This is a genomic window from Pseudomonas sp. ICMP 561 (assembly GCF_002699985.1).
GTDB lineage: Bacteria > Pseudomonadota > Gammaproteobacteria > Pseudomonadales > Pseudomonadaceae > Aquipseudomonas > Aquipseudomonas quasicaspiana.
On record NZ_LKBT01000016.1, the window covers coordinates 81,909 to 96,252 of the forward strand.

The 14,344-nt window shown below is 55.6% G+C and carries 13 protein-coding genes and 4 pseudogenes; 8 read left to right on the plus strand and 9 right to left on the minus strand.

What is annotated here, in order from left to right; all coding sequences use genetic code 11:
* Positions 1-53: 53 nt before the first annotated feature.
* Complete coding sequence (gene rssB, locus AO242_RS14520; protein WP_027898267.1) at positions 54-1,238, plus strand: two-component system response regulator RssB; 1,185 nt, start codon at positions 54-56, stop codon at positions 1,236-1,238.
* Positions 1,235-1,717, plus strand: a complete 483-nt coding sequence (gene rssC / locus AO242_RS14525; RefSeq protein WP_027898268.1) for an anti-sigma factor antagonist RssC — start codon at positions 1,235-1,237, stop codon at positions 1,715-1,717. Before rssB ends, rssC begins: the two co-directional genes overlap by 4 nt.
* Before the next feature lie 75 nt (positions 1,718-1,792).
* Here rssC and tal read toward each other — a convergent pair whose 3' ends face one another.
* Both tal and dusA read right to left on the minus strand, forming a co-directional pair.
* Positions 1,793-2,719: a transaldolase gene (gene tal, locus AO242_RS14530; protein WP_099269252.1), complete on the minus strand. Its 927-nt coding sequence runs from the start codon at positions 2,717-2,719 to the stop codon at positions 1,793-1,795.
* Positions 2,720-2,885: 166 nt separating this feature from the next.
* On the minus strand, positions 2,886-3,896 hold the full coding sequence (dusA, locus tag AO242_RS14535; protein WP_099269253.1) for a tRNA dihydrouridine(20/20a) synthase DusA: 1,011 nt from the start codon (positions 3,894-3,896) through the stop codon (positions 2,886-2,888).
* A 77-nt stretch (positions 3,897-3,973) separates the two neighbouring features.
* Between dusA and AO242_RS30185 the strand changes: the two are divergent.
* A pseudogene (locus AO242_RS30185) lies at positions 3,974-4,170 on the plus strand (hypothetical protein); the annotation flags it as partial.
* Between the two features lie 107 nt (positions 4,171-4,277).
* On the opposite strand, the gene AO242_RS14545 reads toward AO242_RS30185, so the two are convergent.
* The 4 genes and pseudogenes from AO242_RS14545 to AO242_RS14560 form a co-directional block, all read right to left on the minus strand.
* Positions 4,278-4,712, minus strand: a complete 435-nt coding sequence (locus tag AO242_RS14545) for a hypothetical protein (protein ID WP_257153438.1) — start codon at positions 4,710-4,712, stop codon at positions 4,278-4,280.
* Positions 4,675-5,337 carry a DUF6036 family nucleotidyltransferase gene (locus tag AO242_RS14550; RefSeq protein WP_257153439.1) on the minus strand — a complete coding sequence of 221 codons (663 nt, stop codon included), beginning with the start codon at positions 5,335-5,337 and terminating at the stop codon, positions 4,675-4,677. The genes AO242_RS14545 and AO242_RS14550 overlap by 38 nt, the downstream gene beginning before the upstream one ends.
* 333 nt (positions 5,338-5,670) lie before the next feature.
* A pseudogene (locus tag AO242_RS14555) lies at positions 5,671-5,934 on the minus strand (helix-turn-helix domain-containing protein); the annotation flags it as partial.
* 26 nt (positions 5,935-5,960) lie between these two features.
* Positions 5,961-6,212 (minus strand): annotated as a pseudogene (locus AO242_RS14560) (type II toxin-antitoxin system HigB family toxin); the annotation flags it as partial.
* A 589-nt stretch (positions 6,213-6,801) separates the two neighbouring features.
* On the opposite strand from AO242_RS14560, the pseudogene AO242_RS14565 reads away from it, so the two are divergent.
* Positions 6,802-7,032: pseudogene (locus AO242_RS14565) on the plus strand (hybrid sensor histidine kinase/response regulator); the annotation flags it as partial.
* Positions 7,033-7,149: 117 nt separating this feature from the next.
* Here the strand turns inward: AO242_RS14565 and AO242_RS14570 are convergent.
* Both AO242_RS14570 and AO242_RS14575 read right to left on the minus strand, forming a co-directional pair.
* Positions 7,150-7,410: a DUF6429 family protein gene (locus tag AO242_RS14570; RefSeq protein ID WP_099269256.1), complete on the minus strand. Its 261-nt coding sequence runs from the start codon at positions 7,408-7,410 to the stop codon at positions 7,150-7,152.
* Positions 7,411-7,658: 248 nt separating this feature from the next.
* On the minus strand, positions 7,659-7,901 hold the full coding sequence (locus AO242_RS14575) for a CopG family ribbon-helix-helix protein (RefSeq protein WP_099269257.1): 243 nt from the start codon (positions 7,899-7,901) through the stop codon (positions 7,659-7,661).
* A 249-nt stretch (positions 7,902-8,150) separates the two neighbouring features.
* On the opposite strand from AO242_RS14575, the gene AO242_RS14580 reads away from it, so the two are divergent.
* The 3 genes from AO242_RS14580 (at position 8,151) to dapF (ending at position 9,869) form a co-directional block, all read left to right on the plus strand.
* Entirely contained in the window at positions 8,151-8,573 is a 423-nt protein-coding gene (locus AO242_RS14580; protein WP_099269258.1) for a hypothetical protein, read from the plus strand.
* A gap of 106 nt (positions 8,574-8,679) precedes the next feature.
* Positions 8,680-9,009: a DHCW motif cupin fold protein gene (locus AO242_RS14585; protein ID WP_027898278.1), complete on the plus strand. Its 330-nt coding sequence runs from the start codon at positions 8,680-8,682 to the stop codon at positions 9,007-9,009.
* A gap of 44 nt (positions 9,010-9,053) precedes the next feature.
* Positions 9,054-9,869 (plus strand): diaminopimelate epimerase, encoded by an 816-nt coding sequence (dapF, locus tag AO242_RS14590; protein ID WP_099269259.1) that lies wholly within the window; start codon positions 9,054-9,056, stop codon positions 9,867-9,869.
* Positions 9,870-9,979: 110 nt separating this feature from the next.
* Here the strand turns inward: dapF and AO242_RS14595 are convergent, their stop codons facing one another.
* Positions 9,980-10,882 carry a LysR substrate-binding domain-containing protein gene (locus AO242_RS14595; protein ID WP_099269260.1) on the minus strand — a complete coding sequence of 301 codons (903 nt, stop codon included), beginning with the start codon at positions 10,880-10,882 and terminating at the stop codon, positions 9,980-9,982.
* A 157-nt stretch (positions 10,883-11,039) separates the two neighbouring features.
* Between AO242_RS14595 and ydiJ the strand changes: the two genes are divergently transcribed.
* Positions 11,040-14,078 carry a D-2-hydroxyglutarate dehydrogenase YdiJ gene (ydiJ, locus tag AO242_RS14600; protein WP_099269261.1) on the plus strand — a complete coding sequence of 1,013 codons (3,039 nt, stop codon included), beginning with the start codon at positions 11,040-11,042 and terminating at the stop codon, positions 14,076-14,078.
* The last annotated feature ends 266 nt before the right edge of the window (positions 14,079-14,344 follow it).

A 14,344-nucleotide genomic window follows, 5' to 3' on the forward strand; every position in this document is an offset into this window, starting at 1 on the left:
AGACCCGTGAACCGGGGTGCTTACGCCAACCTTATCTGGCGCCGTTTGCCCACATGCAGAAAACCAGTGCCACGCTGCTGATAATCGATGACGACGAAGTAGTGCGAGCGAGCCTTGCCGCCTATTTGGAAGACAGTGGCTTCAGCGTCCTTCAAGCAAATAACGGCTTGGAGGGCATACAGATATTCGAGCAGGACAAGCCTGATCTGGTGATCTGCGATTTGCGCATGCCGCAAATGGGCGGGCTTGAGCTGATTCGTCAGGTGACGGCCATCGCGCCGGAAACGCCTGTAATCGTGGTGTCGGGTGCAGGCGTGATGAATGACGCTGTCGAGGCGCTCCGCCTGGGCGCTGCGGATTACCTGATAAAGCCTCTGGAAGACTTGGCCGTGCTGGAGCACTCGGTGCGTCGCGCACTTGACCGTGCGCGTCTGCTGCAGGAGAACCAGCAGTATCGCAAGAAGCTGGAAACCGCAAACCGCGAGCTGGAAGCAAGCTTGCATTTGCTCCAGGAAGACCAGGATGCCGGTCGACAGGTGCAGATGAACATGCTGCCGATCAGCCCGTGGTCGATCGATCAGTTCAATTTCGCTCACGAAATCATTCCCTCGCTTTACCTGTCGGGTGATTTCGTTGATTACTTCCGCGTCGACGAGCGCCGCGTTGCGTTCTATCTCGCGGATGTCTCCGGGCATGGCGCTTCTTCGGCATTCATCACCGTGCTGCTCAAGTTCATGACCACACGCTTGCTGTTCGAATCCAAGCGTGGTGGTACGCTACCGGAATTCAAGCCCTCTGACGTTCTAGGCCACATCAACCGCGGCCTGATCAGTTGCAAGCTGGGCAAGCATGTAACGATGGTTGGCGGTGTGATTGACGAGGAGTCGGGGCAACTGACGTACGCAGTCGGCGGTCATCTGCCGTTGCCTGTGTTGTATACACCGGGTGAAGCACGCTACCTGCAAGGTCGCGGTTTGCCCGTAGGGCTGTTCAACGAAGCCACCTACCAGGATCATGTGATCGACTTGCCCGAGTCGTTTAGTCTGACCCTGCTGTCTGATGGCATTCTGGACTTGCTTCCCGGTGATACACTCAAAGAGAAAGAAGCCGCACTACCTGAACTGGTAAAGGCGGCGGGCGGCAGCCTGGATGGCTTGCGCCAGACTTTTGGATTGGCCACGCTAGGGGAGATGCCGGATGATATCGCCTTGTTAGTGTTGAGCAGGAACCTTGAATGAGTACCGGTAGAATCCAGTTCGCCGAGCAGGAAGGCACGTTTGTCCTCAAGTTTGTCGGGGAAGTGCGTCTGACGTTATGTTCGGCTTTGGATGCGACTATTGAGCGGATCTTCACTGCGCTGAATTTTTCAACGGTAGTAATTGATCTGACCGAAACCCGCAGCATAGACAGCACGACACTTGGCTTGCTGGCCAAACTGTCGATCCTGTCGCGTCAAAAAGTAGGGTTGTTGCCAACGCTGGTCACCACCCACGAAGACATCACCCGGCTTCTGCAGTCGATGGGTTTCGATCAAGTGTTCAATATCGTTGATCGTCCGATTCCGTGCCCTGAGTGCCTGACGGACCTGCCGTCTCAGGACCAGTGCGAAGAGGTGGTCAAGGCCAAGGTGCTGGAAGCGCACAAGATCCTGATGGGGCTCAATGACTCCAATCGCGAAGCCTTCCACGACCTGGTCAACGCCCTCGAACGTCACTGATCCACTGGTGAGGAGCGCAGCAAAAAGGGCGGCATCCGTGAGGATGCCGCCCTTTTAGTCTTTCAGCGTTCTGGATCAGACCTTGGCGCTTAGCAACGCTTCCAGTTTTTCCTGATCGCGAGCGAACTGACGGATACCTTCAGCCAGTTTCTCGGTCGCCATCGCATCTTCGTTGGACGCCCAACGGAATTCGCTTTCATTGAGCGTTACGCGCGGCTCACCGGCATTGCCCGGTTTCAGTTTGCGCTCCAGCGTGCCGGTATCTTCGGCAAGCCTCTGCAGCAGGTCCGGGCTGATGGTCAGGCGATCACAACCGGCCAATTGCTCAATCTGGCTCAGGTTACGGAAGCTGGCACCCATAACGACTGTCTTGTAGTCGTTGGCTTTGTAGTAGTTGTAGATGCGGGTCACAGACTTCACGCCCGGGTCTTCCGCGCCCACATAATCCTTGCCTTCAGCCTTCTTGTACCAGTCGTAGATACGGCCTACGAACGGCGAAATCAGGAATACGCCAGCATCGGCACACGCTTGGGCCTGGGCGAAGGAGAACAGCAGCGTCAGGTTGCACTGGATGCCTTTCTTTTCCAGTACTTCGGCGGCGCGGATGCCTTCCCAGGTCGAAGCCAGCTTGATCAGGATGCGATCCTTGCTGATGCCGGCCGTTTCGTACATATCGATCAGGCGCTGGGCGCGCTCAATGCAGCCATTGGTGTCGAAAGAGAGGCGGGCGTCGACTTCAGTCGAAACGCGGCCCGGAACAACCTTGAGAATTTCCTGGCAGATAGCGACGGCAAAACGATCGGATGCCAGACCGATATCGCCATTGGCGCCGCTGAAGGCTGCCTTGAGGCGATCAGCGTTGCTGTCGCTGGAGCCGGCCTTGAGCAGCAGGGAAGGATTGGTGGTCGCGTCGACCGGCTTGAGCTTTTCGATGGCTGCGAAATCGCCGGTGTCGGCAACAACGGTGGTGAATGCTTTGAGTTGATCCAGCTTGGAAGTCATGAGCGTGCTCTGTCCTGTGCGGTTAGGTGACATTACCCGAGCGATGGCGCCCACTCAAGGGCGCTAAGCATAACGCCGCGCCAGAACAGGGCGGCCTGTTGCCCGGGCGGGCGAAAACTCGATCCAGACTGGTTGGAGCGCTATCCGCCGCGCTTGTTCCCTGCTTTCAGCGACCTTCCAGCAGCCCGGCCGCCTGATCCAGTAGCGCCAGCGGATCCTGAGTCTTGTGGATGTCCACCGACAGCAACTGCCTGAAGCGTCTGGCGCCGGGGAAACCCGTGCCGAGGCCCAGCACGTGACGGGTAACGTGATGCATGGAACCGCCGCTCTGAATGTGCGCGGCAATGTATGGGCGCATTTCTGCGAGCGCCTCAGCCCGGGAAATCACCGGTGCCTCACTGCCAAACAACTGCTGATCGACCTCGGCCAGCAGATACGGATTGTGATACGCCTCGCGACCTAACATTACGCCGTCGAATACCTGCAAGTGTTCCTGGCATTGTTCGAGGGTCTTGATACCGCCATTGAGGATGATTTCCAGATCAGGAAAATCACGCTTCAGCTGCGCGGCAACGTCATAGCGCAGCGGCGGGATATCACGGTTTTCCTTGGGGGAAAGGCCCTCAAGAATCGCAATCCGCGCATGCACCGTAAAACTGGTGCAACCGGCGTCGCGAACGGTGCCGACAAACTCACACAACTGCTCGTAGCTGTCACGACCATTGATCCCGATCCGATGCTTGACCGTCACCGGAATCGACACCGCATCACGCATCGCCTTGACGCAATCAGCCACCAACTGCGGATGCGCCATGAGCACCGCACCAATCATATTGTTCTGAACCCGATCACTCGGGCAGCCGACATTCAGATTCACCTCGTCATAACCCACTGCTTCGGCCATCCGCGAACACGCCGCCAGATCCGCCGGAACACTGCCCCCCAACTGCAACGCCAGCGGATGCTCCGCCTCGTCGTGCTGGAGAAAACGATATGGGTCAGCGTTGAGCAGCGCGCCGGTGGTGACCATCTCGGTGTAGAGCAAGGCGTTCTTTGACAGGAGGCGGAGGAAGAATCGGCAATGTCTATCAGTCCAGTCCATCATCGGCGCAACGCTGAAGCGGCGCGAGGGTTCAGGGCTTGTATTACTTTGCTTTGAAGCAAGATCTAGTGGCATTTTAGTCAGTCGTGTGTAGCAAAAATGACCCGTTTTCAGTGGTTATTTGAGCTCGTTGCTACAATTTAGCAAACGAAATCAGCAATGGCGCAACGGAAAAGGGAACGATCACACTGCGTAGACGCAAAGACAACTCGCTGCCTACACGGCTCAAATCCGGACCAATCGGGATGGGAGGACAGTTTATCAGGAAAGCCAAACGTTCGACCGCAAGCAGATAACTCAGGCTTGGATCAAGCGTTGGGAAACCGAGCTAGAGGCACCTGGCGCATTGACAGACCCAACCACAAGGGTGCGATAGTCAATGCAATACTTATTCTGCGCGTTTTCGAGAGGAGGGTTTTCGTTGTCATTGTAAGAGGTACGAGAGAGCGATGAAGACTATGCCTGCCGTTGAGTTGCTTCAAAGTGTCGACTTTGATACGGCTGAAGCACTTGTACTTTCATGCCCAACCCTTTTTCAAGACCCCATGAATCTGCAAGGTGATCGGCGCGACCCTTGGCAACTACAGCGCTAGCACCCTGTTTACGTGATGTAACGAGGCTAAGCGCACGATGAGCCTCAGTGACTCGAGCGTCCGAAGCGCACGTAAATTGGGTGAAGCGCTCCAGTAAATACCCCGCACGTCTAACTTCGACGTCGCTGCGCTGCTTGAGAAGAAAAAAGCTCAGGGCCGTCTCCAGGCTATCTGAGGAGTACCAGAAAGCTCGTGCTGCACGCACGAGCACTGCATCGTCTGCCTGGTCTAGAGGCCGTTTAGCCAGCAGGTCCAGTTCATTAGACAGGACGGTCGGCGTCATACGCTTCGTCGTCATGTGCAGTCTCCAAATAATCCGTAATGATGGCGTGAAGGATCGATTGAGGTGGTTCTTTGTTGCCAACGTACACGTCGATCGCTTGTAACGCTAGTCGATTCAGATCTGTGGTTAGGATCAGGCCTCGTCGTAAGAGCGTTTCAATATCTTCAATATCCTGCTCAGTAGCTCGGCCAAGCTTCGAAATCGCTAGGTCGACAGGTGAAGCAATCAGGATGTGTATGGGCGAGCCCTCGCCAAACTCTTCCAATTGAATCGCTCGCTCCAGATAATCTTCATGCAGCGGTCCAAGCGTCGTATTGAATGTCAAATCGTAGTTGAGCGCCAACGTACGGCCTGTGCTTGGATCAATAAACGTCTCTGGTGTAGAGCCCAGGCTTTCGATCAGCTCATCCTTACTCAACTGACGGCTGCAGTGAAATATTTCAGCGTCAACGTCAACAGAAACACGGTGGTTCGTGTATAGATGGACAGCGATTCCGCCGAAAATGATGATTTTTACTGAGCCTGGTGGATAGCCTTCTAGCTCTTCTTCTACCCCTTTAAACATAGCCACGACCGCCTGACCTAGCGGTTTACTGGTATCGACACATGCGGGCAGAATGTCAGGCAGTGTGGTAATCACTGATTAGCTCCTCTGATTACGTAGGGGGCGAAGGCCTTTTGCAAAGACTTGCCATAAGCTCTATCTCTGCCTACATCAGAGGTGGCGGGAGGCCGCGTTAGGCCTACCTTACGGGAGGAACCCTTGAAAGCCGATTCTCAACGCTCAGTCGACCATTGTCCAATGGGCAGTCAGAAGTTTAGCGCTTTCGTTTTGCGACATATCGACTAATGCCAAAATCAGAAAAGGACTACAAAAAACAGTCTTGGCCTAGAGGTAAGACGGTATGACATCAATGGAGAAGGCCGCATCTATACGCCGGATCAGCCCCCAAGCTCAGTTGACCCGTGCGGTTCGGTATTTGGATAAGCATTCACTGGACCTGGTAAGGGTGAAGGTCCGGGGCGTCAACCCCTGCTGATCCATGCGAAATTTGATGGCCTCAATAGGATCCGAAGCGGGCATCGGGAAGTGTTCCTCTTCGAACTTCTCAACCAGTACCGCCAGGATCTCCAATTCATCGCCCTCGGGGCTATTCAAGGGGGCACCCCAGAGCTCCTCAAGTCTTTGAAGGGCATCAGCCAGATCGGCTTCACTACGAATGGGCTTGATATTCATTACACAGTCTCCGCGTCGATGTGGTCTTACTGGGCGTGCGTCCCCACAAAACGAATGAAAGCGATTTGTCGCTCATAGTCGATGGCCAGGATCACTCGATATTTATTGCCAGCGATGTTGAAGACCACTCGGCCACCTTTCAGGATGCTTGCAGAGCGGAGCTCTGCCTTCACTTCCTGAGCAGTACGATAAACCGCTTTCTCCATGTGCCTGTACCACTCAACCAGCAGGCTCATAGCATCGGCGTAACCCGGGCTACGGTCCCCAAACGCTCTTAGATCAGCGCCTGGAAGCGGTAAATGAGACGCAAAATTTCAGCGCGAGGGATTCGAAAGGCTGAAGTCTACCAGAGCCCCGGCAATAGCCCGAGCACAACGGGAATGGATGCTCGCCGGAAAATACGTGTGCCTTGCTTCGCCACCATCTTCAACCGGGGACGGCATTGTGCCACCCGTGTAATATGGCAATTACTTGCGTTATAGGAACATTCAAGGCATGAACACCCATTGCCGCCAGCCTGTCTGCTTGCCCCACAGCTCATCCAAACGTTCATCTGGTTACCTGCATCCATTTTCGGCATTGCTAGAAGCAGCGCAGTTTGTCTGGGATGGCCAGCGTGTCTAACGAGATTTATTCGCTCAGGATTGAGAACGGTGAACTTCGGGGGAGATAGGCCGAAGCCGAGAGTAGATGCGCCCGCGAGGTTGAGTCTCGTCGATGTTACGAGCACCAACGCAACGCCTTGGCCGCCGGGGGAGTGATCTGGACCTGGAATTGGCACCCTGCGCGTGACATTTTCACTGTAGACCTGGGTTTCGCCATTGCTTTCGGTCTTGATTCGAGCCTGATACACGCCGATCTACCCATCAATCCAATGTTCGAGTCGACCTGCTGGTGACCGATGTCGGGCTACCCGGCGGAATTAACGGGCGCCAGGTGGTGGATGCGGCGCGCATTTCCCGACCGAACCTTAAGGTGCTGTTTATCACCGGCTATGCAGGAAGCTCGATCCTGGCGAATGGGCACCTTGCTCCCGGGATCGCCTTACTCACCAAACCGTTTCTGGTCGAAACGATGGCTTCGCGGCAAGTGCAATGATCAGCGATGCCCAAGAGTAGGCTCAGTGGCTTGCACTGTTAGCTTCTATACTCGCTCGTTGGGGGGCGTGTTCTACCAGAAGATGTTTGCTGCATCTAGTGTAACCGCAGTTTGAAGTCAGGTATCAGGAGTAGATGTTTCCCCCGTTTGAATTTGCACTCCAAATAGCCGGTCGGCTATTTGCCGTCCACGCTCCTGACCTTCCGCCGTCAGCCAGATCGATTTGCTTTTGCTCACTGGATTACTGATAAACCCAAGTTCATGCAATCGATTCATAATTTCGAAGTCGAACCCTTTCCAGGCGTTGCCGTTGTCAGCGCTGAAGGTTGCCAATAGAGCAAGCACGGCGTCTTCAATCAGTTTTTCGTCATATTTCATGATCGGCGCTCCACGTATTCATCCGTTGGGACTGAAACAAGGTTTCTTAAATACCCGACCTTTACTACCCTGCGCAGCATCTGTCAGCCAGAGTCTACGAACAGAAAACCCGATAGCTCGACTCACCCTTTCGACCGTGGCCTTTGCCTCGTGTGAAATACGCCGAGCACTTGCAGGCAATCATCACGTACTCGATAGGGAATCAAACTTGCTTCGTCTTCCAGGTTCTTGAGAGCCTTTCGAGCCACTCAACCCGCATTCCCGCTCCAGCGCGGGGCACGCATTGCCGAGACTTGCTCTTCGCTTGCGAATTTGCCTTCGTCGGCTTCTTTCACCGCCTGCTCGATATGCGCGGTCAGCGTTTTTTCGTGTTCGATGTAGTCGCGGAGAACGTCCATGGCAAGATAGCTCGCACTCTGGCCGCTCGTTTTAGCGAGATCGGTGAGTGAGTTGGAAAGATCTTCTGGCAGATTCAGCGATATCCCGGTCATGGAAACCTCGACGATGGTCGTTGATGGCGAATGTTACACCCTGGAGCCTCTGTATGGAGCGCCAGCTTGTCGCCAAGAGTGTCCGGCTGACGGACAGCGAAGTCGTGTGATGCGCTATTAAAACGTCTGGCAACAGCTATTGTGACTCGGTTCAGCGCTAGTTCATGCCCTGCACGTCGCATTGCGAGTAATCAATGAAACTCTTTATCGAAATAGACGCGCAAGCGTAACCATCAAGGAAGAATCCGGGTGACAAACATCACATCTGTCAAAGCTGCTTCAATCCGTGCGTTGGGCATTCTCGTTCTAGTGCCAACCACATTGGCTGCGGTTTTTTTTTCGCTACTCGCGCTGGGGAAGTGGGTTTCGTTTCTGAGATCGGGCGCCGTATCTATTAACGACACGTTGATGCACTGCGCAATGGTCGCTGTGGTGGTATTGGGAGGGTTGGGTATTCTCGCTGGCTGGAAGCTTTACTATCACTTTCTGCATTTCAGCTTACCCCCTGCCTGGTCAAAGCTGGCGCTGGCCGGATTGCTCTGCGGAACGATTGCGAGCCTGGTCTTAATGTCTACGCTCGCAGGCTCTTTATGGTTTCGTGTTGTTGTCATGGGATGGCCTTTGATCGCTGTCATCAGTTTTGTATGGCTGTTGCTACGAAGGCGCGCTTGAGAAGTTTTGATGGGCTCTGTATCCCGCGACTACAAGCAATCTGTATCTGTCGGTCATTCCTTGGGGCTGATACGGTTTGCATCCCTCCTGTTCTGAGCCAGCCATGATTGAACTCACCGCTTTCCCGTTTGGTACAACCGACTGGTCGACAATCGAACCCGTAGAACATGCCGGTGAAACCGGTACTGCTTATTGGCGCACTTGTCAGTTTGGCGCGGTGCGCGTTCGTATGGTGGAATACAGCCCAGGCTATCTGGCTGATCACTGGTGTTGGAGAGGCCATATCCTGCTGTGCCTTGAGGGTGAATTGCACACCGAGCTTGAGGATGGTCGCCAATTCGTGCTCACTGCGGGTATGAGCTATCAGGTCAGTAATGACGCCGAAGGACATCGCTCGTTCACCACAACGGGCGCCAGGTTGTTTGTGGTGGACTAATACCCTTAAAACATCATCTCCACGTCTTGTCGCAGGATCCAGTGATGCCGCTTGGTTTTCATAAAATGCATGCCAATGGCGATGATTTCGTCATTGTAGACACGCGAAACGCCGCCAACCCGTTCACCAGTGCCATCGCCCGCCGATTGGGTGACCGGAATCGAGGGCTCGGCTTCAATCAACTCGCCGTGTTGCTCGATTGCGAAGATGCCGCGGCGCGCTTGATATTCTGGAACGCCGATGGCTCTTCTCTGGACGCGTGCGGAAGCGCTACGCGAGGTGTTGCGGATTTGTTGATGCGCGAAGCCGATGTAACGTCGGTAAAGTTACGCACCAATCGCGGCTTGTTGGCGTGCGAGCGAACGTCGACCGGTGAGATCGCGGTCGACATGGGCAAGCCGCTGTTTGGTTGGGCAGATATTCCGCTGTCTCTGGAACTGGACTCTGTAGTGCTGCCACTTGCCGGTCGCCCGACGGCCTGCAGCATGGGCAATCCGCACTGCACTTATTTTGTCGATGATCTGGCTGATGTTGATATCGCGAAAATCGGTCCGGCCCTTGAAACCAATGACTTGTTTCCGCTCAAGACCAACGTGCATTTCGTCCAGATTATCAACCGCAAGCACATCCGGCTGCGTATCTGGGAGCGGGGCGGTGGTATTCCCCTCGGGTCGGGGTCCTGCGCGTGTGGTGCTGCGGTCAACGGCATTCGGCGTGGCTTGCTGGACAATACCGTTGAAGTCGAATGCGATGGCGGAACAGTGACAGTTCGATGGGATGGGATGGGCCCGGTATTTCTGGTCGGGTCGGTAGAGAGCGTTGCGTCGGGATTGATCGCCGACCGCTTGTTGGATCTGTAGTCCTGACACACATTCACTTGTAGGAGCTGCCGAAGGCTGCGATGGCGGAAAATGCCTCGCAGCCTTCGGCAGCTCCTACAAGGAATTCATTCAACTCAAAGATTGCATCTTTACCGGTCAGGAAACGGCAACGACAGCAGCCAGGTGCTGAAGGTGTTCAACGACGGCAGATGCTGGTAACGGGTCGCATAGACAAGGTAGTAACTGCGGCCGCTGTCCATTGCGTCAAACAGTGCAACCAGTTCGCCGCTCTTCAGCTCATCCTGCACGAGAATTTCCGGCACCAGTCCGATCCCGATACCAGCCGATACCGCCTGAATCAGATGCGCGGTGAGTTCGAAGCTCGGGCCGGATCTCATGTTTCGGTGATCCACATCATGGCTGTCAAACCAGTCAGACCAGGCGTTCGGTCTCGACACAACGTTGAGCAGTGCATGCTCGGCAACGTTGGCGGGCGTCATTTTAGGGTATTCGGGTAGAGCTGCCGGGCTGGCCACGACCACCAGTTTTTCGCTGAGCAGCTTATGCGAGATGTAGCCAGGCCATTCCCCTGAACCGACGCAGATAATTGCGTCCATGTCGTGGGTCGTGGACTGGGTTTCTGCCTGAACAATTCTTGAGTGGATATGCACCAGTATTCCAGGGTGTTTTGCATAGAACTCATGCATGCGCGGCAGCAGCCACTTTGAACCCAGCGTTGGCAGCACCGCCAGATTCAGAGGGCCGCCGTCATTCTTGTACGAAATGGTTTGCAGCGTCGCGCTGCGAATGCGGCCCAGAGCTGCGGCCAACTCATGCTGATAGAGGGCGCCAGCGGCGGTCAGTTCGATCTTGCGCCCGTCACGTCTGAACAGCTCGACTTCAAGTTGGGCTTCAAGCGTTTGCACTTGTCGACTGACTGCGCTCTGGGTCAGCGTCAGTTCTTCTGCTGCTTTCGTGAAACTGCCATGTCGAGCGGCAGCTTCAAACGCAATCAGCAACGACATTGATGGAGTCAGTCTTCTAGGGTTCATTCATAAAGCTCATGCAAACCCGGCAGGAATTACGCTTGTGACAAAGCCTGAGAGTCGCAAAAATAAGCAAAAATAGAGTCTGATGCTCTGTGTGCAATATGCCGAGCATGCCCAACGTGAATGCATAGATTAGCTTCTTAGCCTGCAGGAATTCCACATGATCGCTCGTTTGTCCCCGACAGTTGCCCAAAGCACGACGTATGAAGCCTTTCTTGATGCCCTTGAGGCGGCAGGCTTTCGCGGGGAGATTGCGCGTGATTATGGCGGCCGGACCGTGTTGGCAACCGACAACTCCATTTATCAGCGGCTGCCCCAGGCCGCAGTGTTTCCGCTGGATGAGCAGGACGTTGCGATTGTTTCCCGGCTGGTTGCGGAGCCTCGACACAGCTCGGTAGTGCTCACGCCTCGTGGCGGCGGTACAGGCACCAACGGACAATCGCTGACGGATGGCGTGGTCGTCGATCTTTCACGGCACTTGAACAATATCCTTGAGATCAACGTCGAGGAACGCTGGGTCAAGGTGCAGAGTGGTGTGGTCAAGGATCAGCTCAACGCCGCGCTCAAGCCCCACGGGCTATTTTTTGCGCCGGAGCTGTCAACGTCAAATCGGGCAACCATTGGCGGCATGATCAACACCGATGCTAGCGGGCAGGGCAGTTGCACCTACGGCAAGACCCGCGATCACGTGCTTGAACTTTCTACGGCCATGCTGGGTGGCCTTCGCCTCGACAGCCTGCCGGTTGATGCCGAGCAGCTGCAAGTACTCGTCAACCGGACTGACCGCGTCGGCGAGGTGTATCGCTGTGCGCTGGACATCGTCGACACCCAGGCCGAACTGATCGAAAGCACGTTCCCGAAGCTCAACCGCTGCCTGACCGGATACGACCTGGCGCACCTGCGCGAGGCGGACGGGCGCTTCAATCTGAACAGCGTGCTTTGTGGCTCCGAAGGATCCCTCGGATTTATCGTTGAAGCCAAACTCAACGTTCTGCCGATCCCCAAGTATTCGATTCTGGTGAACGTGCGCTACGCCGGTTTCATGGATGCGTTGCGCGATGCAAAAGCCTTGATGGAATTGAAGCCGCTTTCCATCGAGACCGTGGATTCGAAAGTATTGATGCTGGCGATGAAAGACATCGTCTGGCATGGCGTCGCCGAGTACTTCCCGGAAAATCCCGATACGCCGACGCTGGGCATCAACATCATCGAGTTCAGCGGTGATGATGAAGAGGTCGTCCAGCAAAAAGTCCACGACTTCGTCGTGCACCTGCAGCGCGACCTGTCTGTGGTGCGCCTGGGGCACACCCTTGCGGTAGGCGCTGATGCGCTCAAGCGTATCTATGCCATGCGCAAGCGAGCGGTGGGCTTGCTCGGCAACGTTAAGGGCGAAGCACGGCCGCAGCCTTTTGTTGAGGACACTGCGGTTCCACCGGAAAACCTCGCTGATTTCATTCAGGAATTCCGGGCGCTGCTGGACAGCCACAACCTGCAATACGGGATGTTCGGTCACGTCGATGCGGGCGTGCTGCACGTCCGGCCGATTCTGGACATGAAGGATCCGCTTCAAGCCGCGCTGATCCGGCCGATTTCCGATGCGGTTGCGGCACTTACGCAAAAGCATGGCGGCCTGTTGTGGGGCGAGCATGGCAAGGGCTTACGCTCACAATATGTGCCTGACTATTTCGGTGAGCTTTACCCCTCGCTGCAAGCACTCAAGGCGGCATTCGATCCGCACAACCAGCTCAATCCGGGCAAAATCGCTACGCCTGGGACCGTGCCGACCGCGAAATTGACGTTGGTCGACGAAGTCCGGCTGCGTGGCGAACTGGACCGCACGATTGACGAGCGTGTCTGGCAGAGCTACGACGCGGCGCTGCACTGCAACGGCAACGGCGCCTGCTACAACTTTGATCCTGATGACGCCATGTGCCCTTCCTGGAAGGCCACGCGAAATCGTATTCACTCGCCCAAAGGCCGGGCGTCGCTGCTTCGCGAGTGGCTGCGGTTGCAGGGCGCGCAGGGTGTTGATGTATTGTCGGCGGCCTCGGGCGCGACGCAGAACATTGCCCGTCGGGCCGTCAATACCGTCAGGCAAAAGCTTGGGCAGGATGATTTTTCCCATGAGGTTTACGACGCAATGGCAGGCTGCCTCGCGTGTAAATCCTGTGCCGGGCAGTGCCCTGTGAAAGTGAACGTACCCGAGTTTCGCTCGCGCTTTCTTGAGCTTTATCACACTCGTTACCTTCGGCCGCTTAAGGACTACCTGATCGGTTCTCTGGAATACACGGTTCCTTACATCGCTCGAATGCCGCGGCTTTATAACTTCGCCATGAGTGCTCGCCCGGTTCGTTGGAGTCTTGAGCGCATCGCTGGAATGGTCGACAGTCCTTTGCTAAGTCTGGTGGACTTTACTGCCGTCTGCCGACGCTGGAACGTCGAAGTCGCCACCCCGCAGCGGCTCGCCATGCTGTCGGACACGCAGCGGGCGCGGAGTGTGATCCTCGTTCAGGACGCGTTTACCCGATTCTTCGAAACCCCGTTGCTGGCCGATTGGGTGGAGTTGATCTCAAGGCTTGGTTACAAGGTGTATCTGGCGCCGTACGCGCCCAATGGCAAGCCGCTGCAAGTGCAGGGCTTTCTCAAGGCGTTTGAAAAGGCGGCCAGTTTCAATGGTCAATCGCTGTTCAATCTTCAGCAGTACGACGTGCCGCTGGTGGGGCTGGATCCCGCGATGACTCTGGTTTATCGGCAGGAGTACGCCAAGACGCTGGAGGCTGACAAGACGCCGTCGGTGCTGCTTGCGCAGGAGTGGCTGATCAATGCGCTGCCGCAAAGCGAGGTGTTGAAGGAGGCCGAGCCTTATCACTTCCTCCCGCACTGCACGGAAAAAACCAACGAGCCCGGCAGCATCAGCTTGTGGCAGAAAATTTTCGAACGGGCAGGGCTGAAGTTGCAGGTCCAGGCCAGTGGCTGTTGCGGAATGTCTGGCACTTACGGGCACGAAACTCGAAACGCAGCCACGTCGGACATTATCTACGGGCAATCCTGGAAACTGCTGATCCAGAAATTCAACCAGTCGGGGCGTGTTGTTGCTGACGGTTATTCCTGCCGCAGTCAGGTCAAGCGTCAGGAGGGCACAACGGTGCTCCATCCGTTGCAGGTTTTGTTGGCTCGCTTGAGGGAAGTCGCAGGCTGAGTTGACTCGGTGCTCTGTTGGGGCGTTGCTTGCCCGCGAATCATCTGATGAGGTCAATCAGATAGACCGCGTCATCGCTTATCGCGAGCAAGCTCGGCTCCTACAGATAATCGTCGTCAGTGGGAGATTCTATCTTGGCGCTGCTGGCGCGAATCCCTATGAGTTCCAGATCATGATGAACCTGTGGGAGATTCTATGGTTGTGATCAAGCCATAACCCACCCTTTGGGTTGATATTCGCTCTGATTTTTCATCAGGGCGAACGCC

What these genes read in the sequence shown, in the direction of transcription:
- ydiJ (WP_099269261.1), top strand. Translation starts at nt 11,040, where the DNA reads ATGATCGCTCGTTTGTCCCCGACAGTTGCCCAAAGCACGACGTATGAA.
- rssC (WP_027898268.1), top strand. Translation starts at nt 1,235, where the DNA reads ATGAGTACCGGTAGAATCCAGTTCGCCGAGCAGGAAGGCACGTTTGTC.
- AO242_RS14570 (WP_099269256.1), bottom strand. Translation starts at nt 7,410, where the DNA reads ATGAAATATGACGAAAAACTGATTGAAGACGCCGTGCTTGCTCTATTG.
- tal (WP_099269252.1), bottom strand. Translation starts at nt 2,719, where the DNA reads ATGACTTCCAAGCTGGATCAACTCAAAGCATTCACCACCGTTGTTGCC.
- rssB (WP_027898267.1), top strand. Translation starts at nt 54, where the DNA reads ATGCAGAAAACCAGTGCCACGCTGCTGATAATCGATGACGACGAAGTA.
- dapF (WP_099269259.1), top strand. Translation starts at nt 9,054, where the DNA reads ATGCCGCTTGGTTTTCATAAAATGCATGCCAATGGCGATGATTTCGTC.
- AO242_RS14595 (WP_099269260.1), bottom strand. Translation starts at nt 10,882, where the DNA reads ATGAACCCTAGAAGACTGACTCCATCAATGTCGTTGCTGATTGCGTTT.
- dusA (WP_099269253.1), bottom strand. Translation starts at nt 3,896, where the DNA reads ATGCCACTAGATCTTGCTTCAAAGCAAAGTAATACAAGCCCTGAACCC.
- AO242_RS14575 (WP_099269257.1), bottom strand. Translation starts at nt 7,901, where the DNA reads ATGACCGGGATATCGCTGAATCTGCCAGAAGATCTTTCCAACTCACTC.
- AO242_RS14545 (WP_257153438.1), bottom strand. Translation starts at nt 4,712, where the DNA reads ATGACGACGAAGCGTATGACGCCGACCGTCCTGTCTAATGAACTGGAC.